The following is a 25574-nucleotide window of genomic DNA, read 5'->3' as shown; positions in this document are numbered from 1 at the left end:
GGGTTCCGGGGGAGAGTAACGCAGAGGCGCCACCGGGCTCGGATGGCCGACCACGGGGATTCGGGGGAACCCCCTGGGGCCATCGCGCCGACGGTACGCCCCCCGCGGGAGCTCGGCTCCCCGGGGCGTGCCGATGCGTGGGGGACGGGTTCAGGGGGACCCGCCCCCCACGCCGTGTTCCCGAAGGTGAAGAGCGGGCCATGTTCTGGCCTCCCTCCCCGTGAACCCCGCCGCGGACGGGTAGTCCACCGGAAGGGACGGGACGAGGGGAGCGGGTGTGACCGGTGTGGCGAACAGCACGCGGAGGCCCGTTCCGTGCCCGTCCTCCGACGCTGGGCTAGACTCGGTGCATTTACCGGGTCGTGTTCACCCGCGACCCAGCCCACCCGACCGCCCCATCCACGAGCCCGGGCACCGCGCCCGCTCCCGTGGACGGGGTGTGAACCGCGGGGACGGCGAGGGCGTCGAACCCGGGAACGCCGAGAGTTCCCGGACGGCCCCCCGCCCTGCCCCACAGAACGACCTTCCTTCGGAGGTGGACCGTGTCCGCTGACCACCGAGAGCAGCAGCCCAGCCAACAGGGTTCGCGTATCGACCCGCACTTCGGCCGCTACGCACGCCGAGCACAGGGCATGGTCGCATCGGAGGTCCGCGCACTGTTCGCCGTCGCCTCGCGCCCCGAGGTGGTCTCCCTCGCCGGGGGCATGCCCAACGTCGCGGCGCTGCCCCTGGACCAGATCGGCGAACTGGTCAAGGACGTCGTCTCCGAGGAGGGCGCGGCGGCCCTCCAGTACGGTTCCGCCCAGGGCGACCCCGTACTGCGCGAGCAGATCTGCGACTACATGACGCTGGAGGGCATCACCGCCAGCCCCGACGACGTCATCGTCACGGTCGGCTCCCAGCAGGCCCTGGACCTGATCACCCGAGTCTTCGTCGACCCGGGCGACATCGTGCTGACCGAGGCCCCCACCTACGTCACCGCGATCAACACCTTCGCCGCCTTCCAGGCCGACATCCGCCACGTCGGCATGGACGAGCAGGGCGTGATCCCCGAGGAGCTGGAGGAGGCGCTCGTCCGCGCCGAGCTGGACGGGCGGCCGGTGAAGTTCTTCTACACCGTCCCCAACTTCCAGAACCCCGCCGGGATCACCATGACGGCAGAGCGGCGCGCGCGGGTCACCGAGACCTGCGAACGCCACGACGTGCTCATCGTCGAGGACAACCCCTACGGCCTGCTGCGCTACGACGGCGACCCCGAGCCCACCCTCTACTCCCAGAGCGAGGGCAACGTCATCTACCTGGGATCGCTGTCCAAGACCCTCTCCCCGGGCCTGCGCATCGGCTGGGCGCTCGCACCCGCCGCGGTGCGCGCCAAGCTCGTCCTGGCCGCCGAGTCGGCGATGCTCAGCCACTCCACCTTCAACCAGCTGGTGGTGCGCCGCTACCTCAACACCTTCCCCTGGCGCGAGCAGATCAAGTCGTTCAACACCATGTACGGCGAACGCCGCGACGCGATGCTCAACGCGCTGACCGCGATGATGCCCGCGGGCTGCACCTGGACCCGCCCCCAGGGCGGATTCTTCGTCTGGGCCACCCTGCCCGAGGGCATCGACTCCAAGGCCATGCTCCCCCGGGCCGTCACCGAACGGGTCGCCTACGTGCCCGGCACCGGCTTCTACGCCGACGGACGCGGCCGGGCCAACATGCGCCTGAGCTTCTGCTACCCCACACCCGAGCAGATCCGTGAGGGCGTGCGCCGCCTCGTCGGAGCCATCGAGGGTGAGATCGACCTGCGTGATACGTTCGGCACCACCCTGGCCCCGAGCACCGACGGCCCACAGGCCCCCGCTCCGGACCTGCCCTGACACCCCATGAGGGCACCCCATCATGACAGCAGCACAGAAGGAGGTCCGCGCCGTGGCAGACCTTGACCGGGTTCTCGTCCTGGCCGGGGGCCTGTCCCCCGAACACGAGGTGAGCGTCCACTCCGGGCGCGGCGTCGCCGAGGCGCTGCGCAGGCTCGGCGTGGAGGTCCAGGTCGCCGACGTGGACTCCACCCTGCTGGACCGCCTCGTCCAGGACCCGCCGCAGGTGGTCTTCCCCGTCCTGCACGGGGCCGCGGGCGAGGACGGCGCCATCCGGGAGGTCCTGGAACTGGTCGGGGTGCCCTACGTGGGCGCCCGGCCGGGGGGCTGCCGCCTGGCCTACTCCAAGCCCGCCGCCAAGGCGCTGCTGGCCGCCGAGGGCGTGCGGGTGCCGCGCGGCGCCGCCCTGCCCAAATCGGCCTTCCACGACCTGGGCGCTCCGGCGCTGATGGAGCGGCTCGCCGACCGGCTGGGCCTGCCGCTGTTCGTCAAGCCCGATCGGGGCGGCTCCGCGTTCGGCGCGGCGCCGGTCGGCTCGGTGCAGGAGCTGTCGGCGGCCCTGGTGTCCTGCTTCGCCTACAGCGACTCGGCCCTGGTCGAGGAGCAGGTGCAGGGCACCGAGCTGGCCGTGGGCGTCCTCGACACCGGCGACGGGCCGGTGGCGCTGCCGCCGGTGGAGATCGTGCCCGACGGCGGGGTGTACGACTACGCCGCCCGCTACACCGCCGGGCGCACCGAGTTCTTCTGCCCGGCGCGCCTGGACCCCGCCACGGTCGCCGAGGCCACCGAGGTGGCGCTGACCGCGCACCGCGTCCTGGGGCTGCGGGACCTGTCCCGCACCGACGTCATCGTGGGGGCCGACGGCCGCGTCACCTTCCTGGAGACCAACGTGGCCCCGGGCCTGACCGAGACCTCCACCTTCCCGATGGGGGCCGCCGCCGCGGGGCTGGACTTCGCGGTCGCGTGCCGGGAGCTGGCCCACCAGGCGCTGCTGCGCGGCTGACCACGCCGACGCGTCCGGGCCGGGCGCCGCCGTTCCCCGGCGGCCCCGGCCCGTTCCTGTTCCGGGAGCCCGAGCGCCCCTCCGGTCAGCCCCGGCCGGGCGCCCCTTCGAGCCGTTGGAGAGCGGACACGGCATCCCCGGCGCCGTGGTGACGCCGCGGCTCCACCCCGTCGCGGGGCCGCCCGGGCGGCTACGTCCCCGCCTCCAGGTGGCGCCAGCGCACCGGGTCCAGGCCGAAGGCGCGGTCCCGCCCGTCCCGGTCCGTCTCCGGCCCCGCGGCGCCGGAGAGGCAGTCGAGGAGGAGCATCTGGTCGCCCCCGGGCTGGAACTCGTAGCCGACCCGCTCCAGGCGGGTGCGCACGCCCCGCCCCTCCAGCCACTCCCGCAGCCGGTCGAGCGCGCCGTACCTCTCCCCGCTGGTGTGCAGCACCACGGGGAACAGGCGCACCTGCCACCGGGCCACGCGCACCAGTTCGAGCAGGGCGCACCGGTGGAAGTCCTCGTCCAGCCGCGCCCCGTAGGAGAACAGCAGGTGCGAGCTGAGCACCAGGTCGAAGGAGCGGTCGGCGAAGGGCAGGTCGGGCAGGGCGCCCGCGACGTAGCGCTCCGGCCGCGCCGCGAGGTCGGCGGCGAAGGCGCGGGCGGCCCGGGTCCGCATCCGCGTGTACCGCTCGGGGGAGCCGAACCACGTCCACACGAAGTCCGCCGCCCCCCGCGCGACGAGGGAGTGCCGGTGCTCGGCCTCGCGCAGGGCCAGCGAGCCCAGCGCCTCCCTGTCACCGGCGTACTCGGGGTCCACGGCGACGGCGTCCGCGCCGCGCGCCCCGGCCACGAACCCCGCCGCCCCGCCGGGGCAGTCCAGGACGCGCAGCGACAGGTCCCGGTCCGAGAGCGCGAACATCGCCCGGTACTCCTCGAAGGAGCGGGAGCTGACGAACACCGGCCCCTCACCCCCGCCCGACGAAGGGCATCGCGGTCGGCAGGACGGTGAGGAACTGGACGTTGGCGTCCAGGGGCATCGACGCCATCAGCGTCAGCGACTCGGTGAACCGCTCCACCGGGATCACCGGCTCCACGGCGCTCGTCCCGTCGGCCTGGAGCGCCGCGGGCTGCGGCCCCCCGTCCACCGGGGCCACGTTGCCCACGTCGATCTGCCCGCAGGCGATCCCGTACCTGCGCCCGTCCAGCGCCAGGGCGCGCGTCATCCCCAGAAGGGCGTGCTTGGCCGCGGTGTAGGCGATGGTGTACGGCCGCGGCACGTGGGCCGAGGGGGCGCCGTTGTTGATGATGCGCCCACCCCGCGGCGACTGGTCCCGCATCACCCGGAAGGCCTCGCGCGAGCACAGGAAGGCGCCGGTGGCCACGGTGCCCACCACCCTGTCCCAGTCGTCCAGGGGCATGTCCTCGACCGGCCTGCGCGGCACGGCCGCGCCCGCGTTGTTGAACAGCAGGTCCACCCGGCCGAAGCGCTCGCGCACGGCCGCGAAGAGCGACGCGACCCCGTCGGGCTCCCTGATGTCGGTCGGGACGGCCGCCATCCGCTCCGCGTCCGCCCCCGCCAGGGCCAGGGTCTCGTCGAGGGCGTCCGCGCGCCGCCCGGCCACCGCGACCGACCACCCGTCCGCGAGCAGGGCCAGGGCGCCCGCCCGGCCCAGCCCGCTCCCGCCGCCGGTGACCACGGCGACCCCGCCGCCGCGCGGACGGGGGGTCACAGCACCTCCGTGCTCATCCAGGCCCTGAGCACGCGGCGGGCCCGCGGACCGGGCACGTCCACGTAGGGCGAGCGCCCGTGCATGACCCGGTTGTTGCGGATGAGCAGCAGCTCGCCCGCCTCCAGACGCAGGCGGAAGGCGATCTCGGGGCGGTAGAGGACCTCGTCCAGGAAGCCCAGGGCCTCCCACTGGTCCGCGCTCAGGGGCGGCCCGCCACGTTCGGGCGAGGTCCGCACCGTGCGGGGCTGGTAGTAGCAGCCCACGGAGCCGTCCTCCTGGACGAAGAGGATCGGGGAGACGACGACCTGCTGCCCGGCGCGGCCGGTCCGGTCGAAGGTCCACTCCCGCTCCAGCGTGGCGAGCACGTCGGGGCGCTCGCCCGCCACGGTGTCGCGCACCGTCCGCGCGCTGGCGAGCTTGGTGTCGCCCCCGCCGTCCACCGCGGGCTGGAGGCAGAGCAGGACGAGCACGTCGCAGGTGTCGCAGTGGAAGCCCAGCTCCGTGGCCCCGTCGCCGTCCTGGTCGCGGAGCACGTGGGTCAGGTCGCCCTTGGCGTTCTGCGGGATGACCTCGCCCAGCTCGCGCAGCACGAACCGCATGACCGCCTCGCTCACGGCGTAGGGCGCGTCGGGGGAGACCAGGCCGCGCACGTGCGCGAACCCCACCGAGCGCACGCTCTCGACGGCGAAGGCGCGGAGCCTGTCGCGCACCTCCTCGGCGCCCTCCCAGCTGTCGGCCGCCGCGGCCTCCGCCAGCAGCCGCGTGTCCTCCTTCTCCAGCGGCAGCGACCAGAGCGAGCGCCGCTCCTCCAGGACCTCGGTGTTCCATCCCAGGTCGGTCACGGTGTCATCGGACATGGGTCGTTCCCTTCGTCAGGCGGGTTCGCGGGGTGTGCCGCGAAGCGTTCAGCGGGCGGTGGCGCCGTCGTGGACGGCGACCGGGGGCAGGAAACCGGTCCGGGCCGCCCACCCCAGGGCCGCGGACCACCACCGGGGGGTGGGGGCCGCGAAGCGCACACCGGCGCGGTCGAGCACGGACACGGTGCGCGAGCTGTCCACGACGACGTTGCGCTCCTCCAGCTGCGACCACGCCGACGCCAGGCGGATCTCGGTCGGGTGGTCGGGCTCGGCGCGGGCCAGCGCGGCGGCGAACGCCTCGTCACCGGTCAGCGCGACCGGGTAGCCGTGCCGGGCGAGCCACGCCACGAGTTCGTCGTGGGGGACCTGGTGGGGCGACTCGACGTGGTAGGCGCCGGGCGCGGCGCACGGGTGCGTGGCGATCGCCGCGATCCCCGCCGCCACCGTGTCCACGTGGGAGAAGACGAAGGAGGTGGACGGGCGCCTGGGCGCCGCCCCGGCCAGGACGTATCCGCGCACGAGCTGGTAGACCCGGTTGTCCGAGACGTTGCTCTGGAACGCCCCGGTGCGGCTGTGCGCGGCGATGTGGCCGCTGCGGTGGACGTAGCACTGGCGGCCCGAGGCGGCCCAGGAGCGGACGATCTCCTCGGCCGCGAACTTGGTCCTCTCGTAGGGGGTGCGAAAGCTCTGCCCGATGTGCAGGTCGGCCTCGCCGAAGCGGCGCGCGGGCCCCTCGACGCCGCCGCACACGGCCAGGGTCGACAGGTGGTGCAGGCGCGCGCCGGGGACCTCGGCGTCGATCCAGGACACCAGGGTGCGGACCGCGGCCGCGTTGACGCGTTCGAGTTCGTCGGGCGGGGCCACCAGGCGCACGTCCGCCGCCGCGTGGACGACGGCGTGGACCCCTCTGACGCGGCGGAGCCCCTCCCCGGACAGACCCAGGCCCTCCCGGGTGACGTCTCCGGCCACGGCCTCGACGCCGCCCGTCCCGGCGCCGACCCGCCGGGCGGCGTCGGCGTCGCCGTCGGCGCGTACCAGGCAGGTGACCTCCGCCCCCCGCTCCAGGAGCGCGCCGAGCAGGTGCGTGCCGAGGTAGCCGGTGGCCCCGGTGAGCAGGACCCGCGCGGGCTCGCGGAGCACCCGCACGGCCGCGCCGTCGCGGGGAGCCCCGTGGAGCATCGGCTGCCCCGAGGTCGACACCGGCGACCTGGTGTGCGCCGGGGGCTGGGCCCGGGCCTCGGCCGCGACACGGCGGCCGAAGCCGGAGAGGACGCCCGCCGCGTCCTCGTGGGACAGGTCGGGCCAGGCGTACACCAGGTCGGCCACCAGCCTGCCCTCGACGACGCGTGCGGTGAGCCGGAGGAGCTGGAGGGGGTCGCCCCCGGCGCAGCGGGCGTTCCCGGCCTGTTCGGGGGCCACGGTCCAGCCGAGGGAGGGGTCCCCGGGCGGCCGGAACGCCCCCAGGAAGTTGAACCCCGCCTCGGGCCGGGGGCCGGGGGAGTCCATCGGCAGCTCGGGCGCCTCGCGCAGGAGGCGTCGGACCGCACGCGCCCGCCGGGCCGGGCCGCCGTCGGCGCGGTCGAGCCCGACCCGCTTCGCGGCGGTGAACCAGCCGACGGTGTCCATGTAGGCGTGCCCCGCGTCGCTGGTGTCGCGTCCGTGCGTCTCCACCTCCACCTCCAGCCGGGTGCGCCCGCCGCGGTCCAGGACGGCGTCGGCGAAGGCCGCCAGCAGGAACGCCTCCAGGTCCTGGCCGTGCCCGTGGCGGTCCACGAGCCGGTCCGTGGCCGCCGCGTCCAGGCTCCAGACCAGGGCCGTCGGCCGTGCCGGATCGGGCGCGGCCCCGCCCGGGGGCGGGTGGTCGGCGGCCCCGGGCGCGCGCGGGGCCAGGGCCGCCCACCGGTAGAAGTCGGCCGTGGGGGGAAGGGCCGCCTCCTTCCCGGAGAGCGCCGCCCGGTAGGCGTGCGCGAGGTCGTCCAGCAGGATCCGCCACGAGAGGCCGTCCACGGCCAGGTGGTGGGCGATCACCGCGAGCCGGTCCCCGCCGTCGGGGTGGCCGGTGAACAGGTGTGCGCGCAGCAGGAGCCCGGAGGCCGGGTCCAGACCCCGGTGCAGTTCGGTGCACACGCCGCCGACCACCCCCGCGGCGCGGCCGGGCTCCCCGGGCAGCCGTGAGAAGGACACCGCGGGCAGGTCCTTCGCGGGCCGGGGCCGCCCGGGGCCGCCCGGACCCACAGGGGTGCGCAGGGCCGGGTGCCGCTCCAGGACGGCCCGCACGGCCGCGGTCAGGGCCGGGGCGTCCACGGGCGCCGCGCAGCGCAGCAGGACGGACTGGTTCCAGTGGCGCGTGTCGGCCACGGGTTGTCGCAGCAGCCAGCGCTGGGCGGGGGCCAGCGCCCGGGCGTGCTCCCGGTGCGGTGCGCGTTCGGCCGGGTCCCCCGCGCCGGGGCGGGCGGCCGAGGCCAGGAGTTCGGGCGTGGGGTGGCGGTAGAAGTCCTCGAAGGCCACGCGCAGACCCGCCCGGCGCAGGAACGCCACCGTGCGCATGGCCAGGAGGGAGTCCCCGCCGAGTTCGAGCACGTCGGCGCCCGGGCCGACGGAGGACAGCCCGAGCGCGCCCGCCCACAGTTCGGCGATGGCGCGGACCAGCGGCCCCGCCTCCGGGTCCGGCCCGTCCGGGGCGGTGCGGCGGGCCCGCTCTTCCAGGGCCGCGTCCACGGCCTCGGCCAGGCGCGCGCGGTCGAGCTTGCCGTTGGGCCCGGTGGGGAACGCGTCCAGTGCGACCACGGGCTGGGGCACCGCGTACCCGGGCAGCCGCTCGCGCAGGTGGGCGCGCAGCGCGTCGAGCAGCTCCGCCTCCTCCCGGGCGCCGTCCGGGCGCACGGCGGCCACCAGGGCGGTGCCCGCGGGCGTCTCCCGCGCCAGCACGGCGGAGCGCCCCACCCCCGGGAAGCCCTCGATGACCCGCTCGACCCCCACCGGGTCCACCCGGTACCCGCGTACCTTGACCTCGCGGTCGGTGCGGCCGACGAAGACCAGGTCGCCGTCCGGGCGGCGGCGGCACACGTCGCCGGTCCGGTACATCCGTTCCCGCCCCGGCGGACGAAGCGGCGCACGGTCTCCTCGGGGCGGCCGAAGTAGCCCGCCGTGACCCCGGGGCCGCCGATGAGGAGTTCGCCCTCGGTGCCGTCGGGGGCCTCCCGCCCCTCGGCGTCCAGCAGGCGCAGCCGCGCCCCGCCGATCGGGGTGCCGATGGGGACCGTCGGCTCGTCGCCGGGCAGGTCGGCGCGTGAGCGGGCGACGAGGCAGGTGGCGCCGATGGTCGTCTCGGTCGGCCCGTAGTGGTTGACCACCCGGTGCGCGACACCGCCCTCCAGCAGGTCCGAGGCCAGCGACCGGGGCAGCGCCTCGCCTCCCAGGAGCAGGGTGTGCAGCGGCTCCTGCGCGGGGGGACGCTCCTCCATCAGGGCCGCCATGTGGGACGGGGTCGTCTTGAGCACCGAGACCCGGGCCCCGCGCAGGGAGTCCCACAGGGCCCGCGGGTCGCGGGCGGCGCGGTCGGGGACGACGTGCACGCGGCCCCCGGTGGCCAGGGCGAGCAGCCAGGAGGTGTGGCCCAGGTCCGCCGCCAGGGTGGTCACGTGCGCGAACACCGGCGCGTCGGCGCGGGTGAGGCCGAGGCGGTCGCGCAGCGCCAGCGCGTAGTGCGCCGCGTTGGCGTGGGTGACCGTGACGGCCTTGGGCCGCCCGCTCGAACCCGAGGTGAAGGAGAGGTAGGCCGGGTCGCAGGGCCGGGGCGCGGCGGGGTGCGGGGGCGGCCGCGGCCGGGGCCTTGAGGTCAAGCACCTCGGTGCCGCGCTCACCGGGAGCACGCGTGTCCGGGTCGGCGGTGAGCGCGTGGGCGACCCCGACCTCGTCCAGCCGCGCGGCGACGTCGGCGGCGCTCCACTCCGCGTCGACCACGACCGCGGCCGCGCCCGAGCGCAGGACCCCGTGCAGGAGCGCGCACAGCCGTGCGTCGCGCGGCCCGAGCAGGGCCACTCGGTCGCCGCGGCCCAGACCCCGTGCGGCCAGGCCGGCGGCGACCCGGTCGGCGGCGGCGTCGAGGTCGCGGTAGCTGAGGGAGCGCACGCCGTCGGTCAGTGCCGTACGGAGCGGGTGCGCCCGACTCCCCTCCGTGAGCATGTCGGACAGTGTGGGGGTGGGTCGCAACACGTGCGTCATCGTCTCCGCTCCGTCTCCGCTGTCTGGTTCGCGCGGCCCCGTGGCGGGGCGTCCGTCACCGCCGGGTCCGGCCGGGGGACCGGCTCCGGAGCCTCATACCGGGGTGTAGTCGGTGAAGTGCCGCGGTGAGAACAGCTCCGGCCATCCTCCCCGGTCCAGGCCGAGTTCGCGGGCGCGGGTGAGCATGTGCCGCCAGTAGGGCTTGACCGGGCGCCACCGGGCGCCGGTCTGGCAGTAGGAGGCGTCGACGAAGTAGCGGGGGCGGCGGGTCGTCCGCCGGGCCGGCCTGCGCGCGTGGAACAGCGCCGAGTTGAGCAGGACGGTCGAACCGGGCGGGAGCCGGTCCAGGACGGCCTCGCCCGGCAGCTCCGAGGTGCCCAGGTGGGCGAGGGCGGTCTTGTCGGCCTCCTCGCGGTGGGACCCGGGCAGGACGGCCAGGCTGCCCATGCTCTCGTCCAGGCCCACGGGGTAGTGCAGGGCGTGCACCATGACCAGGTCCGTGTCCCCGCGGTCGTTGGGCTCGTTGTCGTGGTTCCAGGGCTTGCCCCCGGTGTCCGGATCGTGTCTGGCGCTGTGCAGGTGGTGGAAGACGAAGGGCGCCCCCAGCAGTTCCGCGATCACCTCCAGCAGCGGGCCGTGGGTGAGGAGTTCGCCGTGGGCGGGCAGCTCCAGCTCCAGGGCCGGGCGGGGGTCGCCCCCGTCCGGGTCGAGGCAGGCGGCTATCGAGCGGTCGCGCAGCCCCTCGTCCACCCAGCGGTCCACCTCGGGGAGGAGCCGGTGCAGGAGGTTCTCGGGCAGCAGGCCGGGGAGGACGAGGTATCCCGACTCGGCGAAGCGCTCTCGTCGCTCGGCCGCGGACACGTCCTGGGACAACGCATGCGTCAAAGTGTCACCCCTGATTCGCGCTTCGGTGGTGGACGACTGCCGGATCGTCGCGGGGGTCGCCGTGCCGGTCCCGTTTCGGGGGGCGCGGGGATGGGAGGGCGTTCTCTTTTCCCGCCGACCGGGCGCTGGGGGAATGGCGCGGTTTTTCCGCGGGAGGGCTGTGGTCCGTGGTCCGACTGCATAAATTTGGCATCCGTTCCGTTCTGTGTCAAGAAGGTCGGAAAAGAATCCCGTGGGGGAGGCGCGAACACGTGCGCACGCGAGGGTCGCGGGAGGCGGAAGGGTGTGTGTCGGTGCTGCTCACAGCGGTTCGTGGGTGCTGCTGGCTTCTGTTGGTGCTGGTGTGGAATGCGGCGCCAAAATAGATATTTGTCCCCTTTCTCCCTTCTGGTTCGTGAGGGGAAAGGGGAGATATCCGGGTCTCGGGGAAACCGAGGAGAACGGTTTCCCGCGGCGGTCGCGCCGCCGTCGGGCGCGTGCGCTCATGTGTGTTCTGTGTGAGTGGGGATTGTGGATTTCCTCGTTGGCCCCTTATATGCGAAGTGCGCGGTAAGAACGATTCTCCTCGGGGGTCCGTATCCGATAAGTGTGTTCCGGACACGGCGTCGGCCCCGCCCCCGCGTCGCGCGGGGACGGGGCCGCAGGGTCCGACCGGGGCCTCAGTCGCCCGGGGCGTCCAGGGCACGCTCCAGGGCGTCGCGCACGGTGGCGCCCAGCAGCTCCACCTTGTACCCGGTCGCGGGCAGCGGCGAGCACAGGTCGGCCAGGCCCTCCAGGGCCTCGGCCACGCCCCCGTCCAGCGCCAGGCCGGCACGCGCGCCCACCAGGGCGGCCTCCACCTCCGGCAGCCGCAGCGGGGTGCGGGCCACCCCGCCCACGGCCACCGCCGCCGAGGTCACCGCGCCCCCGTCCGCCAGGGCCAGGCGTACCACCGCCTCCACCAGCGGCCACTCCGCGCGCGAGCGCCCGGTGGCACGGCGGTAGGCGTACCGCTCACCCGGGGTCGGGACCGGCAGCCCGACCGACACCAGCACCCGGCCCGGTTCCAGCACGTGGTCGCGGGTCGGGTCGGCGGCGTCGTAGAGGTCGGCCACCGCCATCTCGGTCCGCTCCTCGCCCGCCACGAGCACCGACGCGTCGTGGGCCAGTAGCGCCACCGCCAGCGAGGACGGGTGCGGGGCCGCGCACGGGCCCCGGTCCACGACCACCCCGTACAGGTGGTCGCCCCCGCGCGCCGGGCAGGAGTCCCCGCCCGTCTGGAAGCAGTCGAAGGCCGGGTTGCGCAGGTACCAGCACCGGTTGCGCTGGAGCAGGTTGCCGCCCAGCGTCGCCGCGTTGCGCACCTGCGGCGTGGCCAGCGCCCGCGCCGTGGCCGCCAGCGCCGGATAGGCCGCGGCCAGCGCGGGGTCCGCGGACAGCTCGGCGACGCCGGTCAGCGCGCCCACCCGGGCCGACCCGTCGGGGCGCCACTCCACGCCGCGCAGCTCGCGCACCCCGGTCAGGTCGACCACGGGCGCGGGCTCCAGGACCCCCGAGGCCAGGCACGCCGTCAGGTCGGTGCCCCCGGCGCGCGGGCGGGCGCCCGTGCCCTCCAGCCGGGTCAGGGCCTCCTCCAGCCCCGCGGGGCGTGTGGTCGCGGTCATCGCAGTCCCTCCAGCAGTCGGTCCGGGCGGATGGGCAGGTCCAGGGGGCGCCAGCCGGTGGCGTCGTGCACGGCGTTGGCCACGGACGCGGCCACGCCCACCAGCGAGATCTCGCCCAGGCCGACCCCCGCGCCCGCGGCGTGCTCGAAGCCCTCCTGGTGGAAGTGCACCTCGGTCTCGGGGACGTCACCCAGCCCCGGGAGCCGGTAGTCCTCCAGGTTGTCGGTGAGCACCACCCCGGTGGCCGGGTCGTGGCGGCGCTCCTCGAAGAGCGCGTACCCCACGCCCTGCACCACGGCGCCCTCGGCCTGGTTGCGGGCCAGCCGCTCGGCGTAGACGCGGCCCACGGCCAGCCCCGCCCAGCAGCGGGTGGGGCGCACCCGGCCCAGCAGGGTGTCCACCTCCACCTCCATCACGTGCACGGCGCCGGTCATGCCCCGGCCCACGGCCAGGTCGTCCATGTTCGGGGTGAGCGCGCCCCGGCGGTCCCGGCCGCGCTCACCGACCACCCGCACTCCCTCGGCGGCGGCCAGGGCGTCCTTGAGGGTGTGCTCGGGGATCGGCCCCGAGGCGGGAACCCCCGGTTCGCGTTCGCGCAGCTCGGCGCGGAGCCGGTCGGCGGCGTCTGCCGCGGCGGGGCCCATCGAGGTGGTGGTGCGGCTGCCGAAGGAACCGGTGCCGTGCACCGAGGAACTGTCGCCGATCTCCACGCGCACGTCGGCGGCGGACATCCCCAGCCGCTCGGCGACCACCTCGCCCAGGACCGTGCGGATACCGGTGCCGATGTCCTGGGTGGCCGAGCGCACCACCACCGCGCCGTCGCGGACCGACAGTTCGACCTTCGCGCTCGGGCCCATGAGGTAGAGCCAGTTGGAGGCGGCGACGCCGACCCCGCGCCGGAACCGGCCGGTGCGCGTCCCGCGCGGGCGCTCGCGCCACAGGTTTAGGGCGGCGGCCCGGTCGTACAGCGCCCGGCGCTTGGGGTTGCCGTCCCAGCGGCGGCGCAGGGTCAGGGGGTCCTCGCCCAGCCGGTGGGCCATCGTGTCCACGGCCTGCTCCATGGCCCAGGACATCGGGGCCCCGCCGGGGGCGCGCATGGGCAGGCCCGGCGGGCGGTGGGTGACCACGTCGAAGTCGCGGGCCCGGCGCGGCGAGCGCCCGTACATCAACAGCCCGAAGACGGCCGTGGTGGAGCCCACCGAGACGCCGCCGTCGCCGTGGGAGTCCACGGTCAGCGCCGCCAGGTCCCCGGAGTCGTCGGCCAGCAGCGCCACCCGGGTGCGGGTTCCGGGGCGGTGCCCGGCGTCGGTGAGCTCCTCGGCGCGGTCGAAGGACACGCGCACCGGAGCGTGGGCCAGCCGGGCCAGTTCGGTCGCGGCGACCATGTCGACCGACAGGTTGGCCTTGGCGCCGAAGCCGCCGCCGACGTACTCGCTGAGCACGTGCACCCTCTCCGGCGCCAGCTCCCAGCGCTCGGCGGCCTTCTGGGCGACCTTGGACACCGCCTGGGTGGACGCGCGCAGGGTCAGCGAGCCGTCGCGGTCCCAGGAGGCCACGCACACGTGGGGTTCCAGCGGGCTGTGCACCTGCGCGGCGGTGGTGTACTCCTGGGCCACCAGGCGCGGATCCCGGCGTTCGGCGGCCGTGCGCAGGCGCCGCACCGCGGTGGCGCCTCGCCAGCCGACGGTGGTGGGACCGCGCGTGTTGCCGTCCCAGCGGCCCGGGAGACTGGGGCCCTCGGCGCTGGAGGGAGCGGTCTGGCGCTCGGCGCGTGTGGGGTAGACCCGCGGGGCGTCCTCCGCGCGCGCCTCCTCGACACCGAGCACGGCGGGCAGGGGTTCGTAGTCCACCCGCACGGCCCGTGCGGCGGCGCGGGCCAGGGCCGCGGTCGGCGCGGCCACCGCGGCGACGGGCTGTCCCACGTAGCGCACCGTGCGCTCCTGCCCCAGCAGGTCGACGAAGACCGGGTGCGGGTCCACGGGCTGTCCGGGCCCGGGGCGGCGGGCGGCCGCGCTCCGCGCCCCGCCGGGGTCGACGGCGCGCACCCGGGCGTGGGCGTGGGCCGAGCGCACGATCACCCCCTCCCAGGCGCCCTCGGGGGCCAGGTCGGCGCTGAAGCGGGCCCGGCCGGTGACCTTGGCCAGGGCGTCCGCGCGCGGCGGCGCCTGCTCGGGCTCGGTGTCGAACTCGCCCGCGCAGGCGGCGTCCACGGCGGCGAAGATCCCCTCGTAGGCGCCGCAGCGGCACAGGTGCCCGGCCAGGGCGTCGGCCACGCGGTCGCGGCCGGGTCGGACGTCGCCGTGCTCGGCGCGCCAGGAGTCGACGAAGGCGGAGGCCTCCACCACGAACCCGGGCGTGCAGTAGCCGCACTGCATACCGTCGTGGGCGGCGAAGGCGCGCTGGACGGGGTGGTCGCCGCCCAGGCCCTCCACGGTGGTGACCTCGCGGTCCTCCAGCCGGTCGGCGGGCAGCAGGCACGAGGCGGTGGGCGCGCCCTCCACCAGGACGGTGCAGGCGCCGCAGACCCCGGTGCCGCAGGCGATCTTGGTGCCGGTCAGGCCGAGGCGGTCGCGGATGTGCTCGGCCGCCGTGGTGTCGGGGGAGTCGGGGGCGGGGGAGGAGACGCCGTTGACTCGAACGTTCATGGGGTGGCTTCCCTCGATACGAAGTTGACATTGTCAACTTAGGGGCGCTGCCGACCGCTGTCAACGAGGTACCGCGCCCCCCGCGCCCGCCCCTTCCGCCCGGGGCGGCTCCGTGGCTGCTCCGGGCACGCGCGGCCCCGCCCGGTCCGCGGCGAAAAAAGGGGGGAGGCCGGGCCGCCCCTCGGCGGCCCGGCCTCCCCCCTGGGGCGGGTCCGGCTCACAATCCCAGCGCGTGCATGGAGAAGTGGAACGCGAACACGGCCGAGAGCACCCACATCAGCCAGCCCACGTCGCGCACGCGCCCCTGGGCCGACCTGACCAGCGTGTAGGAGATGATCCCGATGCCGATCCCGCTGGCGATGTCGAAGGTGAACGGCATCATCGCGATGGTCAGGAAGGCCGGGATCGCCACGGCGATGTCCGACCAGTCGATCTCCCTGATGTGCATCATCATCATGGCGCCCACCAGCACCATCGCCACCGCCGCGGCCTGCGCCGGGACCACACCGAACACCGGGGCCAGGAAGATCGCCGCGAGGAAGAGCAGCCCCGTCACCACGCTCGCCAGACCGGTCCGGGCCCCCTCGCTCACCCCCGCCGTGGACTCCACGAACACCAGCGTCGCCGAGGAACTGGTCAGACCCCCGGCCACGGCGCCCGCGCCGTCGGTCACCAGGATCTGGTTGACCCGGGGCATGTGCCCGCCGGCGTCGGCGATGTCGGCCTTGGTGCCGATGGCCAGGATGGTGCCCAGGGCGTCGAAGAACCCGGCCAGCACCAGGGTGAACAGGATGACGCCCGCCGTGGTCGCGCCGGCCGAGGTCCAGGCGCCGAACATGTCCACCTGGAACAGCAGGCCGAAGTCGGGGGCCGCGAACGGGTTGCCGGGCAGCTCGGGGCTGGCCCCGCCCCAGTCCCCGGCCTCCAGGCCCGCCGCGTAGTGCACGACGATCGCCAGGACCGTCGCGCCGACGATGCCGTAGAAGATCGCACCGGGCACCCCGCGCACCAGCAGGACGCTGGCCAGCACCAGGCCGCACACGAAGACCAGGATCGGCCACCCGTCGAGGTGGCCTCCGGCCCCGGCCGCGCCGATCTGGAGCAGGCCGCCGCCCTCCCCGGCGCTGACGAAGCCCGCGTTGTCCAGCCCGATGAGGGCCACGAACAGGCCGATGCCCACGCCGATGGCCATTTTGAGGTTGTGCGGCAGCGCGTTCATCACCGCGGTCCGCACGCCGGTCACCACCATGAGGATGATGGCGACGCCCTGCCACACGACCAGGCCCATCACCTCGGGCCAGGCCATCACGGGCGCGGCCTGGTAGGCCACGACCGCCATCACCCCCAGGGCCGCGGCGCAGGCGATCGGCGCCCGGCCGACCACCCCCATCATGATCGTGACCAGCCCGGCGGACAGGGCGGTCATGGTGGTCAGCTGGCCCGCGGACAGGACGTCGCCGTTCACGTCGGAGACGCCGCTGAGGATGATCGGGTTCAGGACGATGATGTAGGCCATCGCCATGAAGGTGGTCAGTCCGCCGCGGACCTCGCGCCCGAAGGTGGATCCGCGCTCGCTGACGAAGAAGAAGCGGTCGAGCCAGGATCGAGCCGTGGGCTTCCGGGCCCCCGAGTGCGGGCCGGAGTCCTTGAGTTGGGTCATGTCCCCTCCTGGAGGGAGATGAGCATGGCGGGCATCGCCATGTGTAGGGGGTTTGTAACTCTGGGTGTTCGGTTGAGGGTGTGCGCAGGACGGCGCTGTCCTGCCGTTGGGCACCCGCCCCGGTGTCGGGGCGCCGACGAGGCCGGGGCGGGCGGTTCATGGGGGCGGCGCGGCGGGGGGACCGCGCCGCCGGTCGCGGCTACAGGTCGATGCCCACGATGTCCTCCGGACGCACCGGAGCGTGGGTCAGGGCCCTGCCGGTGGCCGCGCGCACCGCGGCCACGACGGCCGGGGTCGAGGACAGCGTCGGCGGCTCACCGGCGCCGCGCAGCCCGTAGGGCGCGTGCGGGTCGGGGCGCTCCAGCACGTCGATGCGCATCGGCGGTGTGTCCAGGATGGTGGGGATGAGGTAGTCGGTGAACGAGGGGTTGAGGATCTTCCCGTCCCTGACCTGCACCTCCTCCATCAGTGCCAGGCCCAGACCCTGCGTGGAGCCGCCCTGGATCTGCCCGGCCAGCTGCTGGGGGTGCAGCACCCGGCCCACGTCCTGCACCGCGTCGAGGGCGACCACCTTCACCAGGCCCAGCTCCACGTCCACGTCCACCACGGCCCGGTGCACGCACATCCCGAACTGGTTGTGCGAGGAGCCCTGGCCCAGCTTGGGGTCGAGCATCTCGGTGGGCCGGTGGTGGTACTCGCGGGTGTGCTCGACCACCGTGCCGCCGCGCGCCGACTCCCCCAGCAGGTCCGCCAGGGACACCAGGGCGCCGACCGTGGCCGACACCAGCTTGCCCCCGTCCAGGGACAGGTCGGTGTCGGGCAGCGCCTTGGGCACGATCCCGCGCTCGCGGGCCAGCGCGAACACCTCGGCGCGCACCGACGCGCACGCGGTCATCACCGCGCCGCCGGTCATGTACGACTGCCGCGAGGCCGAGGAGGAGCCCGCCGAGCCGACCTGGGTGTCGGCGGGGGCGATGACCACCTTCTCCACGCCCAGCTCGGTCCGGGCGATCTGCCCCTTGACCGTCACCAGGCCCTGGCCGACCTCGGCCGCCGCCGTGTGCACCAACACCACCGGCTCACCGCCCACGACCTCCAACCGCACCCGCGCGGTGGAGTAGTCGTCGAACCCCTCCGAGAAGCACAGGTTCTTCAGCCCCAGGCCGTAGCCCACACCGCGCACCACGCCCTCGCCGCGCGTGGTGCCCGCCACCCCGCCCGGCAGGGTGCGCTGGTCGGCGGGGTCGGCCAGCGCGTCGCGCTCGGGCGGCATCGGCAGGGCGCGGCAGCGCTCCAGCATCTCCGCCATCGGCAGCGGCATGTCGATCTCCTGGCCCGTGATGATCCGCGAGCCCTGCGACATGGCGTTCCTGATCCGCAGGTCCACCGGGTGCATGCCCAGCTCCTCGGCGAGCCGGTCCATCTGCGACTCGTAGGCGAAGCAGGCCTGCACCGCGCCGAACCCGCGCATCGCGCCGCACGGCGGGTTGTTGGTGTACACCCCGTAGGCGTCCACCAGCACGTTCTCCACCTCGTAGGGGCCGATGCCCAGGGAGGAGGCCACGCCCACCACCGCGGGGGTCGCCGACGCGTACGCGCCGCCGTCCACGATGATCTCCGCCGTGGCGTAGAGCAGCGTGCCGTCCGCGCGCGCCCCGTGCTCGTAGCGCATTCTGGCCGGGTGCCGGTGCACGTGCCCGTAGAAGGACTCCTCGCGGTTGTACACGAACTTGACCGGCCTGCCCGTGCGCAGCGCCAGCAGGGCCGCGTGGATCTGCATCGACAGGTCCTCGCGGGCGCCGAAGGCCCCGCCCACCCCGGCCAGGGTCAGCCGCACCTTGTCCTCGGGCAGCCCCAGCGCCGGGGCGATCTGGCGCTGGTCCACGTGCAGCCACTGCGTGGCCACGTACAAATCCACCCCGCCGTCCTCGGCCGGGACGGCCATGCCCGACTCCGGGCCCAGGAAGGCCTGGTCCTGCATGCCGACCTCGTACTCGGAGGACACCACTGCGTGGGCCTCGGCGCGCAGCCGCTCCAAAACCTCGCCCTCGCGTTCGGCCGAGCCCGCCACCTCGGCGAACGCGCCCGTGCGCACCGGCTGGTAGCGCAGCCGGTTGCCGCGCGGGTTGTACTCGGGGTGGTCGGGGACCGTGCCCGGCTCGTGCACCGGCGGGCAGTCGGGGTCCAGCGCGGCCCGCCTGGAATCGCTGATCGGCTCCAGCACCGCGTAGTCCACGCGGACGCGCTCCATCGCCCGCCGGGCGGTCTCGGGGTGGTCGGCGGCCACGATCGCCACCGCCTCGCCCTTGTAGCGCACCTTGCCGAAGGCCAGCACCGGCTGGTCCTGGTACTCCAGCCCGTAGCGCTTGTTCCCGGGCACGTCCTCGTGGGTGAGCACCGCGTGCACCCCGGGCACCTTCAGCGCCTCGGTGACGTCGATGCCGCGGATCTCGGCGTGCGGGTGGGGGCTGCGCAGGGTCGCCCCCCACAGCATGTCCTCCATCCACATGTCCGAGGAGTAGGCGAACTCGCCGGTGACCTTCAGGGTTCCGTCGGGGCGGCGCGGGCTGGAGCCCACCCCGTCCCTGGTCGTGCTGCTCAGGTCCGTCACGGTACGGGTCGTCGCCGCCATCAGCGGCTCACCTCCTGTGTCAGGGCGCGGTGCGCCGCACGGCCGCGCGCGGCGGCGGTCTCGGCGGACAGGGTGCGCAGCTCACCGCGGTCGACGACGGTGTTCCCGCCGACCCAGAGCCGCTCCAGGGGCGGAGTGGGGCCGAAGACGGCCGCCACCACCGGGTCCCCGATCACGTCGTAGCCGAACCCGTCCACCCGCCACAGGGCGATGTCGGCCAGTTTGCCCACCGCCAGGGAGCCCAGTTCGGCGTCGCGGCCCAGCACCCGGGCGCCGCCCAGGGTGGCCATCTCCAGCGCCTGGCGGGCGCTGAGCGCCGTGGGGCCCCTGCGGGCGCGGGCCATCAACAGCGCCTGGTGCATCTCACCGGCCAGCGGCGTCAGCTCGCTGGAGGCCGGGCCGTCCACGCCCAGGCCCACCGGCACGCCCGCCTCCAACAGTTCGGGGACCCGGCAGATCCCCGCGCCCAGACGGGCGTTGGAGGTGGGGCAGTGCGCCACCCCGGTGCCCGTGGACGCGATCCGCTTGATCGCCGCGTCCGACAGGTGCACGGCGTGCGCGAACCACACGTCCGGGCCCAGCCAGCCGAGCTTCTCGGCGTACTCCACGGGGGTGCACCCGAACTCCTCCAGGCACTGCTGCTCCTCGTCGAGCGTCTCGGCCAGGTGGGTGTGCAGCCGCACCCCCCGGTCCCGGGCCAGCTCCGCGCTCTCCACCATCAGCGCACGCGAGACCGAGAACGGCGAGCACGGGGCCACCGCCACCCGCGTCATCGCGTCGGGCGCGGTGTCGTGGTAGGCGTCGACGGCCTCGGCGGTGCCCGCCAGGGCCTGCTCCAGCGACTCCACCACGGCGTCCGGCGGCAGCCCGCCCTGGCTCTGCCCCCGGTCCATCGACCCGCGGGCCAGGTCCAGGCGCACGCCCACCTCGCGGGCGGCCTCCACCTCGGCGGCCACGATGTCGCCGCGGCCCGAGGGGTGGACGTAGTGGTGGTCGGAGGCGGTCGTGCACCCCGACAGCGCCAGGTGGGCCAGCCCGGCTGAGGTCGTCCCCGACACCACGTCGGCGTCCAGGCGGCCCCAGATCTCGTAGGAGCCCACCAGCCACTCGAAGAGCGTGCCGTCGGCGAACAACCCCTGCGTCGCCCACTGGTAGAGGTGGTTGTGCGTGTTGACCAGGCCCGGCGTGACCAGGCACCCGCGCCCGTCCACGCGCTCAAGCCCCTCGGCCCCGGGGGCCGGTCCCGCGCCCACCGCCGAGATACGGCCCGCGCGCACCACCACGTGGCCGTCGGCGTACTCCGCGCCGTCCACGGTCACCACGTGGGCGCCCTCGATGACGAAGCCCTCCGCCGCGCTCACGAACTGCCCCCGACCCGCCGCGAGGCGGCCAGGCGCACCGCGTCGAGGATCTTCTCGTACCCGGTGCACCGGCACAGGTTGCCCGCCAGCGCCTCACGGATCTCGGCGTCCTCCGGCGCGGGCAGCCCCGCGCCCACCGTGCGCTCCAGCAGGTCGTCGGTCTGCACCAGCAGGCCCGGCGTGCAGAACCCGCACTGCACCGCGCCCGCCTCCACGAAGGCGTCCTGCACCGTGCCCAGTTCGCGCTCGGCCCCCTCGCCCCCGGACAGGCCCTCCACGGTGCGCACCTCGCGCCCCTGCGCCTGCCCGGCGGCGATCATGCACGAACACGCCGTCACCCCGTCGAAGTAGACCGTGCACGAACCGCACTCGCCCTGCTCGCAGGCGTTCTTGCTGCCCGGCAGCCCCAGCCGCTCGCGCAGCACGTACAGCAGGCTCTCGCCCGCCCACACGTCGTCGGCGGTGACGTCCTCGCCGTTGACCCTGAAACTCACGCGCATCGCGTGGCTCCCTTCCGGTAGTCGGTGACCGACCAGCTCAGTGCGCGGCGCGCCATCACCGACAGCGCGTGCTTGCGGTACTCGGCGCTGCCCCGCTGGTCGTCGATGGGGCGGGCGGCCGCGGCCACCAGTGCGCCGAACTCGCGCACGACCGGCTCCGCGAGCGGGCGGCCGTCCTCCCAGTCGAACTCCGCCGCCAGGAACTTCTCGGCGGCCTCCGCGCGCAGCGGCGTGGGGCCGGCCGAGCCCACGCCCGTCCCCACCACCCGGCGCTCGGTGTCCAGGGCCAGGGAGAAGGAGGTCACCGCGATGACCATCGCGTTGCGCGTGCCGATCTTGGCGAACTGCTGGGGGCCGGTCGGCTCGGGCAGCAGCACCGCCGTGATCAGTTCGTCGGCCTGCCGCGCGGTGGTGCGCAGCGACAGGTAGAACTCGCGGGCGGGCACCCGGCGCCTGCCCCGCACCGACGCCAGCTCGATGACCGCGTCGGTGGCCAGCAGGGGCGGGTGGGACTCCCCGGCCGGCGAGGCGCCGCCCAGGTTGCCGCCCACGGTGCCGCGGTTGCGGATCTGCGGGGAGGCCACCGAGCGCGAGGCCCTGGCCAGGGCCGGAGCCCGCTCCGACAGGTGCTCGATCACCTTGGTGTAGGGCACGCCCGCGCCCAGGCGGGTGTGCCCCCCGTCTGGTCCGAACTCGGCCAGTTCCGGGATCCGGGTCAGGTCGATCAGGGCGGGCGGCCGCCTCTTGTCGAAGTTGAGCTCCACCATCACGTCGGTGCCGCCCATGATGGGCACCGCCTCGGGCAGGGCGCTCTTCGCCTCAAGGGCCTCCTCCAGTGTGGAGGGGCTCAGGAACTCCATGCTCGGTCCTCTTGTCGCCATGGTCGTGCCGCCGCTCGCTCGCGGCCCGGCGCGGTCTGTCGGTCGCGTCTTCCCTGGTGGGTCTCGCCGATGCTGTGAAGTACACCACTGGGAGCGCGGTCACTACCAGCAAGTGATGACATGAAGTGTCCGCGGAACGAACGGTTATCGTTGGGCGTTTCCTACAAGTGGCGTCACCGGAGTAACATCCACCGCCTCACCACCCGGGGCGCCCGCCGCCCACACGAGCGACAGAGGGACGTTCATGCGGATCAGCGAGCTGCTCGCGGTCACACGGCTGCACCTGAGATTCCTGTCGGGGGCCGAGCACGCGCACCGCACCCTGCGGTGGGCCTACACCACCGACCTGCTCGAACCCGCCCGCTACCTGCGCGGCGGCGAGTTCGTCCTCACCGGGATGATGTGGCGCACCCGCCCCGAGGACTCGCGCACCTTCGTGGCCTCCGTCGCGGGGGCCGGGGCGGTCGCCGTCGGCGCCGGGACCGCCCTGGGCGAGGTCCCCGCCGACCTGGTCGAGGCCTGCCGCGAGCACGACCTGCCCCTGGTGGAGGTGCCCCCGGAGACCTCCTTCGGCGCGGTCACCGAGGAGGTGCTGCGCTCCCTGACCCAGCACCGCTTCACCACTATCGCCGAGACCCGCGACCGCCACCGCCGCATCATGGCCGACGTCGCCGCCGGGGCCGACTTCCCCCGGGCCTTCGCCGAGGCCGCCGCGCAGACCGGGCGGGCCGCCTGGGTCCTGTCCTGCACCGGTCGCCACATCGCCGCCTCCGGCGGGCCCCTGCCCGAGGACGAGCGCGAGTGGATCGCCGCCCGCGCCCTGACCGGCCCCACCCTGCCGCACACCGTCCGCACCCCCCAGCGGGAGGACCGCGCCCTCACGCTCCTGCCCGTCCAGGCCCGCGAGTCCCACCCCCTGGCCGCCTGGCTGGTGGTCTGCGAGGGCGACCACGCCTCCTGGACCGAGGAGGAGCACGAGTCGGTGGCCGAACTCGTCTCCATCGCCGGGCTCGCCCGCAGCCGCGCCGAGGAGCGCGCCCTGACCGACGCCCGCCACCTGGAGGGGCTGCCCCGGCTGCTGGCCGCCCAGCGCTTCGACGAGGTCACCGAACTCCTGCGCGGCACCGACCCGACCGGCGGCCAGGGCAGCCACGTCGTGGTCAGCGCCGTCATGCTGCCCGAGCCCCGCGTGCCCGACCTGGCCCGGCGCGTGCTCTCCGAACTGGTCGCCGACCGCCCCGGCGCCGTCGTCACCGGCGACGAGGACGCCCTGGCCGTCGTCCCGGTGGCCGGGACCGACATCCGCGCCCGCGCCGAGGAGGTCCGCGCCGCGCTGCTGCACCGCGCCCGCGTCCTGGAGGGCGGCCTGCTCGACCACCGGCTGGCCATCGGCCTCAGCTCGGCCGTGCGGGGCGTGCCCGACCTGCGCGGCGCCGCCGTGGAGGCCCGCCACGCCCGCCGCCTGGCCGAACTGCGCGGCGGCCGGTCCCGGGTGATCGCCGGGGCCGAGATCGACTCCCACGAACTGCTGCTGGCCTCGGTCCCGGAAGAGGTGCAGTCCTCCTACCGCGAGCGGCTGCTGGGCCCGCTGCTGGCATACGACCGCGACCACCGCTCGGAGCTGGTACGGACTCTGGAGCAGTTCCTGGCCCACTCGGGGTCCTGGCAGCGCTGCGCCGCCACGATGCACGTGCACGTCAACACGCTGCGGTACCGGATCGGCCGTGTGGAGGAGCTGACCGGGCGGGACCTGAGCAGCCTGGAGCACCGGGTGGACCTGTTCCTGGCGCTCAAGCTCCGGGACTGACCCGGCCGGGGGAGGGGCCGCGGGTGGGGGAGAGGGGCCGCGGGGCGGGGGAGCGGTCGCGCCGGGCAGCTCGCGTCGTGGGACGGGCGCGCCGGAGCACGCGTGTCGCTGGTCACCGCTAGGGTGCTGGCGATGAGTACCGACCTCCTTCTCCCCGAGACCACCGACGCCGATCTGAACGGCGCCGACCTGCGCGACCAGCTGTCCCGGCCCCTGGACGCGCCGCGCGTGTTCACCCGCTGCGACCTGACCGAGGCGGACCTGCGCGACGCCGACCTGGTCGACGCCGTCTTCCGCGACTGCCGCCTGGACGGGGCCCGCCTGGAGCGGGCCGTCCTGGAGGGCGCGGTGTTCACCGGCGGCAGCGCCTCGGGGGCGGTGTTCTCGCACGCCGAGTGCACCGAGACCAGGTTCGAGCGGGTGGACCTGGCCAACACCCGCTGGCAGGGCGCCCTGCTCACCGACACCGCCTTCACCGGCTGCCGGATGACCGGGGCCGCGCTGAACTCGCTGCGGGGGATCGGCTACACCTTCGCGCACTGCAACCTCATGCTGGCCCGCTGCAAGGGCCTGGTGCTGCGCGGGCAGACCCTGGAGGGGCTGCGCATGGACGAGGCCGACCTGGCCAGCGCGGACCTGCGCGAGACGGTGTGGACGGACTCGCGGCTGCGGGGCGCCAACCTGGTCAACGTGAGGCTGGCGGGGGCCGACCTGCGCGGCGCCGATCTGGGGGAGCCCACCCTGGAGCAGGCCGGGTACCTGCGGGGCGCCAACATCAGCCCGGTGCAGGCGGGCGCCATCCTGGCCGCCCTGGGCATCACCGTCGTGGAGTAGACGTCCTCCACTCGGGTCCACTTATTTGAATCTACGTCGTAAAGGTGTCTGTTCTTAACAATCTTCTCCCAAGGGGGAGAAAAACAAGAACGACAATCAAAGATTGCAGTACAACCTGCGCAGGGCCAGCGCCACCTGGAGGCGCAGCCGCCCCGACACCTCGTGCACGGGCCAGCCCAGCAGGCGTTCGGCCCGCCCCACGCTCTCCTGGAGGGTGGAGTGGTGCTGGCCCTGCGCCCGGGCCGCCGCCCGCAGGCTGGGGGAGGAGGCCACCGCGTCCAGGGCCGCCAGCAGCGGCGGGGCCTCGCGTGCCACTCGTTCCAGTGCCGCGACGTCCGGCACCGGTTCGCCGCCGGGCCGCACGGTGTCGGCCAGGAGCAGCAGCCCGCCCAGCTCCTCGGCGAACACCACGCGCGGGCCCGGGTCGGCGCCGGTGCCCCGGGCGGTGAAGCGCAGCGCCCGGCGGGCGTCGTGCCAGGAGGAGGGCAGGGCCAGCGCCTCCACGGCCGGTCCTACCCCCGCCCGCCGCGCGCCCGGGGGGTCGTCGGGGGCCAGGACGCGCACGCCGCCGCCGTGGTCGGCCACCGCACGGGCCCGGGACCCCGGGGCGAGCCCGTACCGGCGGGCGGCCAGGACGCGCTGCTCCTCGGACAGGTCGGCGTCGACCAGGGCCCGGGCCAGCGCTGTGCGTCCGCCCGCCGGGGGCGGGGCGGGTTCGAGCCGGGTGCGCAGGGCGGCGGCCGCGCGTTCGAGGACCATCGCCTCCACCGGGCCGGGGGCGGTGGTGGCGCGTTCCAGCCACAGCACGCCGTCGCCGACCCGGGTCGAGCACCAGGAGGGGTCGGGGTCGGCGGCGGTGCGCCTGACCTGTCCGGCGGGGTCGGCCCTCAGTGCGGGGCCGCGTCCGGGGTGGGTGAACCCGGCGGGGACGCCGGTCAGGACGGCGGCGCCGCGGATGACGGGTTCGATTCCGGCTCCGGTGAGTTCGTCGAAGTAGGCGATCACCTTGACGGCGGCGCCCGCTTCGGGGTCCAGTGCGGAGATCCTGCCCAGGAGCTCTCTCAT

17 protein-coding genes and 2 pseudogenes are annotated in these 25574 nt (G+C 74.9%); 4 read left to right on the top strand and 15 right to left on the bottom strand.

The genetic code is table 11. The features are described 5' to 3' along the window. Positions 1–632 precede the first annotated feature (632 nt). Positions 633–1865 carry a PLP-dependent aminotransferase family protein gene (locus ACSTA4_RS15965; RefSeq protein WP_416028240.1) on the top strand — a complete coding sequence of 411 codons (1233 nt, stop codon included), beginning with the start codon at positions 633–635 and terminating at the stop codon, positions 1863–1865. A gap of 52 nt (positions 1866–1917) precedes the next feature. Then, positions 1918–2868: a D-alanine--D-alanine ligase family protein gene (locus tag ACSTA4_RS15960; RefSeq protein WP_212639700.1), complete on the top strand. Its 951-nt coding sequence runs from the start codon at positions 1918–1920 to the stop codon at positions 2866–2868. Between the two features lie 190 nt (positions 2869–3058). Here ACSTA4_RS15960 and ACSTA4_RS15955 read toward each other — a convergent pair whose 3' ends face one another. From ACSTA4_RS15955 to ACSTA4_RS15890, 14 genes and pseudogenes are all read right to left on the bottom strand, one after another. Next, a complete protein-coding gene (locus ACSTA4_RS15955) occupies positions 3059–3808 on the bottom strand; it encodes a methyltransferase domain-containing protein (protein WP_444959954.1) in 750 nt (249 codons plus the stop codon). 7 nt (positions 3809–3815) lie between these two features. Next, positions 3816–4580 carry an SDR family oxidoreductase gene (locus ACSTA4_RS15950; protein ID WP_444959953.1) on the bottom strand — a complete coding sequence of 255 codons (765 nt, stop codon included), beginning with the start codon at positions 4578–4580 and terminating at the stop codon, positions 3816–3818. Beyond that, on the bottom strand, positions 4577–5437 hold the full coding sequence (locus tag ACSTA4_RS15945) for a TauD/TfdA family dioxygenase (protein ID WP_444959952.1): 861 nt from the start codon (positions 5435–5437) through the stop codon (positions 4577–4579). The genes ACSTA4_RS15950 and ACSTA4_RS15945 overlap by 4 nt, the downstream gene beginning before the upstream one ends. A gap of 48 nt (positions 5438–5485) precedes the next feature. Continuing rightward, positions 5486–8521 (bottom strand): SDR family oxidoreductase, encoded by a 3036-nt coding sequence (locus tag ACSTA4_RS15940; RefSeq protein WP_444964193.1) that lies wholly within the window; start codon positions 8519–8521, stop codon positions 5486–5488. Positions 8522–8631: 110 nt separating this feature from the next. Then, positions 8632–9300, bottom strand: a pseudogene (locus tag ACSTA4_RS15935) (AMP-binding protein); the annotation flags it as partial. A 16-nt stretch (positions 9301–9316) separates the two neighbouring features. Then, positions 9317–9622: pseudogene (locus ACSTA4_RS15930) on the bottom strand (AMP-binding protein); the annotation flags it as partial. Between the two features lie 132 nt (positions 9623–9754). After that, positions 9755–10534, bottom strand: coding sequence for a phytanoyl-CoA dioxygenase family protein (locus ACSTA4_RS15925; protein ID WP_444964192.1), 780 nt, complete (start codon positions 10532–10534; stop codon positions 9755–9757). A gap of 671 nt (positions 10535–11205) precedes the next feature. Continuing rightward, positions 11206–12189: an FAD binding domain-containing protein gene (locus tag ACSTA4_RS15920; protein WP_444959951.1), complete on the bottom strand. Its 984-nt coding sequence runs from the start codon at positions 12187–12189 to the stop codon at positions 11206–11208. After that, positions 12186–14834: a molybdopterin-dependent oxidoreductase gene (locus tag ACSTA4_RS15915; RefSeq protein ID WP_444959950.1), complete on the bottom strand. Its 2649-nt coding sequence runs from the start codon at positions 14832–14834 to the stop codon at positions 12186–12188. Before ACSTA4_RS15915 ends, ACSTA4_RS15920 begins: the two co-directional genes overlap by 4 nt. Before the next feature lie 217 nt (positions 14835–15051). Then, complete coding sequence (locus ACSTA4_RS15910) at positions 15052–16494, bottom strand: NCS2 family permease (RefSeq protein WP_444959949.1); 1443 nt, start codon at positions 16492–16494, stop codon at positions 15052–15054. 199 nt (positions 16495–16693) lie between these two features. Then, positions 16694–19126: a xanthine dehydrogenase family protein molybdopterin-binding subunit gene (locus ACSTA4_RS15905; RefSeq protein WP_444959948.1), complete on the bottom strand. Its 2433-nt coding sequence runs from the start codon at positions 19124–19126 to the stop codon at positions 16694–16696. Then, positions 19126–20487, bottom strand: a complete 1362-nt coding sequence (locus ACSTA4_RS15900) for an 8-oxoguanine deaminase (protein WP_444959947.1) — start codon at positions 20485–20487, stop codon at positions 19126–19128. The genes ACSTA4_RS15905 and ACSTA4_RS15900 overlap by 1 nt, the downstream gene beginning before the upstream one ends. Beyond that, positions 20484–20987: a (2Fe-2S)-binding protein gene (locus ACSTA4_RS15895; RefSeq protein WP_444959946.1), complete on the bottom strand. Its 504-nt coding sequence runs from the start codon at positions 20985–20987 to the stop codon at positions 20484–20486. The genes ACSTA4_RS15900 and ACSTA4_RS15895 overlap by 4 nt, the downstream gene beginning before the upstream one ends. Next, positions 20978–21847, bottom strand: coding sequence for an FAD binding domain-containing protein (locus ACSTA4_RS15890; RefSeq protein ID WP_444959945.1), 870 nt, complete (start codon positions 21845–21847; stop codon positions 20978–20980). The genes ACSTA4_RS15895 and ACSTA4_RS15890 overlap by 10 nt, the downstream gene beginning before the upstream one ends. Positions 21848–22112: 265 nt before the next feature. Between ACSTA4_RS15890 and ACSTA4_RS15885 the strand changes: the two genes are divergently transcribed. Further along, entirely contained in the window at positions 22113–23675 is a 1563-nt protein-coding gene (locus tag ACSTA4_RS15885; protein ID WP_444959944.1) for a PucR family transcriptional regulator, read from the top strand. A gap of 132 nt (positions 23676–23807) precedes the next feature. Further along, positions 23808–24509 (top strand): pentapeptide repeat-containing protein, encoded by a 702-nt coding sequence (locus ACSTA4_RS15880; protein ID WP_444959943.1) that lies wholly within the window; start codon positions 23808–23810, stop codon positions 24507–24509. A gap of 96 nt (positions 24510–24605) precedes the next feature. Here ACSTA4_RS15880 and ACSTA4_RS15875 read toward each other — a convergent pair whose 3' ends face one another. After that, positions 24606–25574 (bottom strand): helix-turn-helix domain-containing protein, encoded by a 969-nt coding sequence (locus ACSTA4_RS15875; protein WP_444959942.1) that lies wholly within the window; start codon positions 25572–25574, stop codon positions 24606–24608.

This window comes from Nocardiopsis sp. M1B1, from assembly GCF_052466615.1.
The sequence above is the reverse complement of the archived record's forward strand: the minus strand, read 5'-3'. Positions and strand labels throughout refer to the sequence as shown.

What these genes read in the sequence shown, in the direction of transcription:
- ACSTA4_RS15965 (WP_416028240.1), top strand. Translation starts at nt 633, where the DNA reads ATGGTCGCATCGGAGGTCCGCGCACTGTTCGCCGTCGCCTCGCGCCCC.
- ACSTA4_RS15910 (WP_444959949.1), bottom strand. Translation starts at nt 16,494, where the DNA reads ATGACCCAACTCAAGGACTCCGGCCCGCACTCGGGGGCCCGGAAGCCC.
- ACSTA4_RS15880 (WP_444959943.1), top strand. Translation starts at nt 23,808, where the DNA reads ATGAGTACCGACCTCCTTCTCCCCGAGACCACCGACGCCGATCTGAAC.
- ACSTA4_RS15915 (WP_444959950.1), bottom strand. Translation starts at nt 14,834, where the DNA reads ATGAACGTTCGAGTCAACGGCGTCTCCTCCCCCGCCCCCGACTCCCCC.
- ACSTA4_RS15940 (WP_444964193.1), bottom strand. Translation starts at nt 8,521, where the DNA reads ATGTACCGGACCGGCGACGTGTGCCGCCGCCGCCCGGACGGCGACCTG.
- ACSTA4_RS15905 (WP_444959948.1), bottom strand. Translation starts at nt 19,126, where the DNA reads ATGGCGGCGACGACCCGTACCGTGACGGACCTGAGCAGCACGACCAGG.
- ACSTA4_RS15895 (WP_444959946.1), bottom strand. Translation starts at nt 20,987, where the DNA reads ATGCGCGTGAGTTTCAGGGTCAACGGCGAGGACGTCACCGCCGACGAC.
- ACSTA4_RS15945 (WP_444959952.1), bottom strand. Translation starts at nt 5,437, where the DNA reads ATGTCCGATGACACCGTGACCGACCTGGGATGGAACACCGAGGTCCTG.
- ACSTA4_RS15885 (WP_444959944.1), top strand. Translation starts at nt 22,113, where the DNA reads ATGCGGATCAGCGAGCTGCTCGCGGTCACACGGCTGCACCTGAGATTC.
- ACSTA4_RS15875 (WP_444959942.1), bottom strand. Translation starts at nt 25,574, where the DNA reads ATGAGAGAGCTCCTGGGCAGGATCTCCGCACTGGACCCCGAAGCGGGC.
- ACSTA4_RS15890 (WP_444959945.1), bottom strand. Translation starts at nt 21,847, where the DNA reads ATGGAGTTCCTGAGCCCCTCCACACTGGAGGAGGCCCTTGAGGCGAAG.
- ACSTA4_RS15920 (WP_444959951.1), bottom strand. Translation starts at nt 12,189, where the DNA reads ATGACCGCGACCACACGCCCCGCGGGGCTGGAGGAGGCCCTGACCCGG.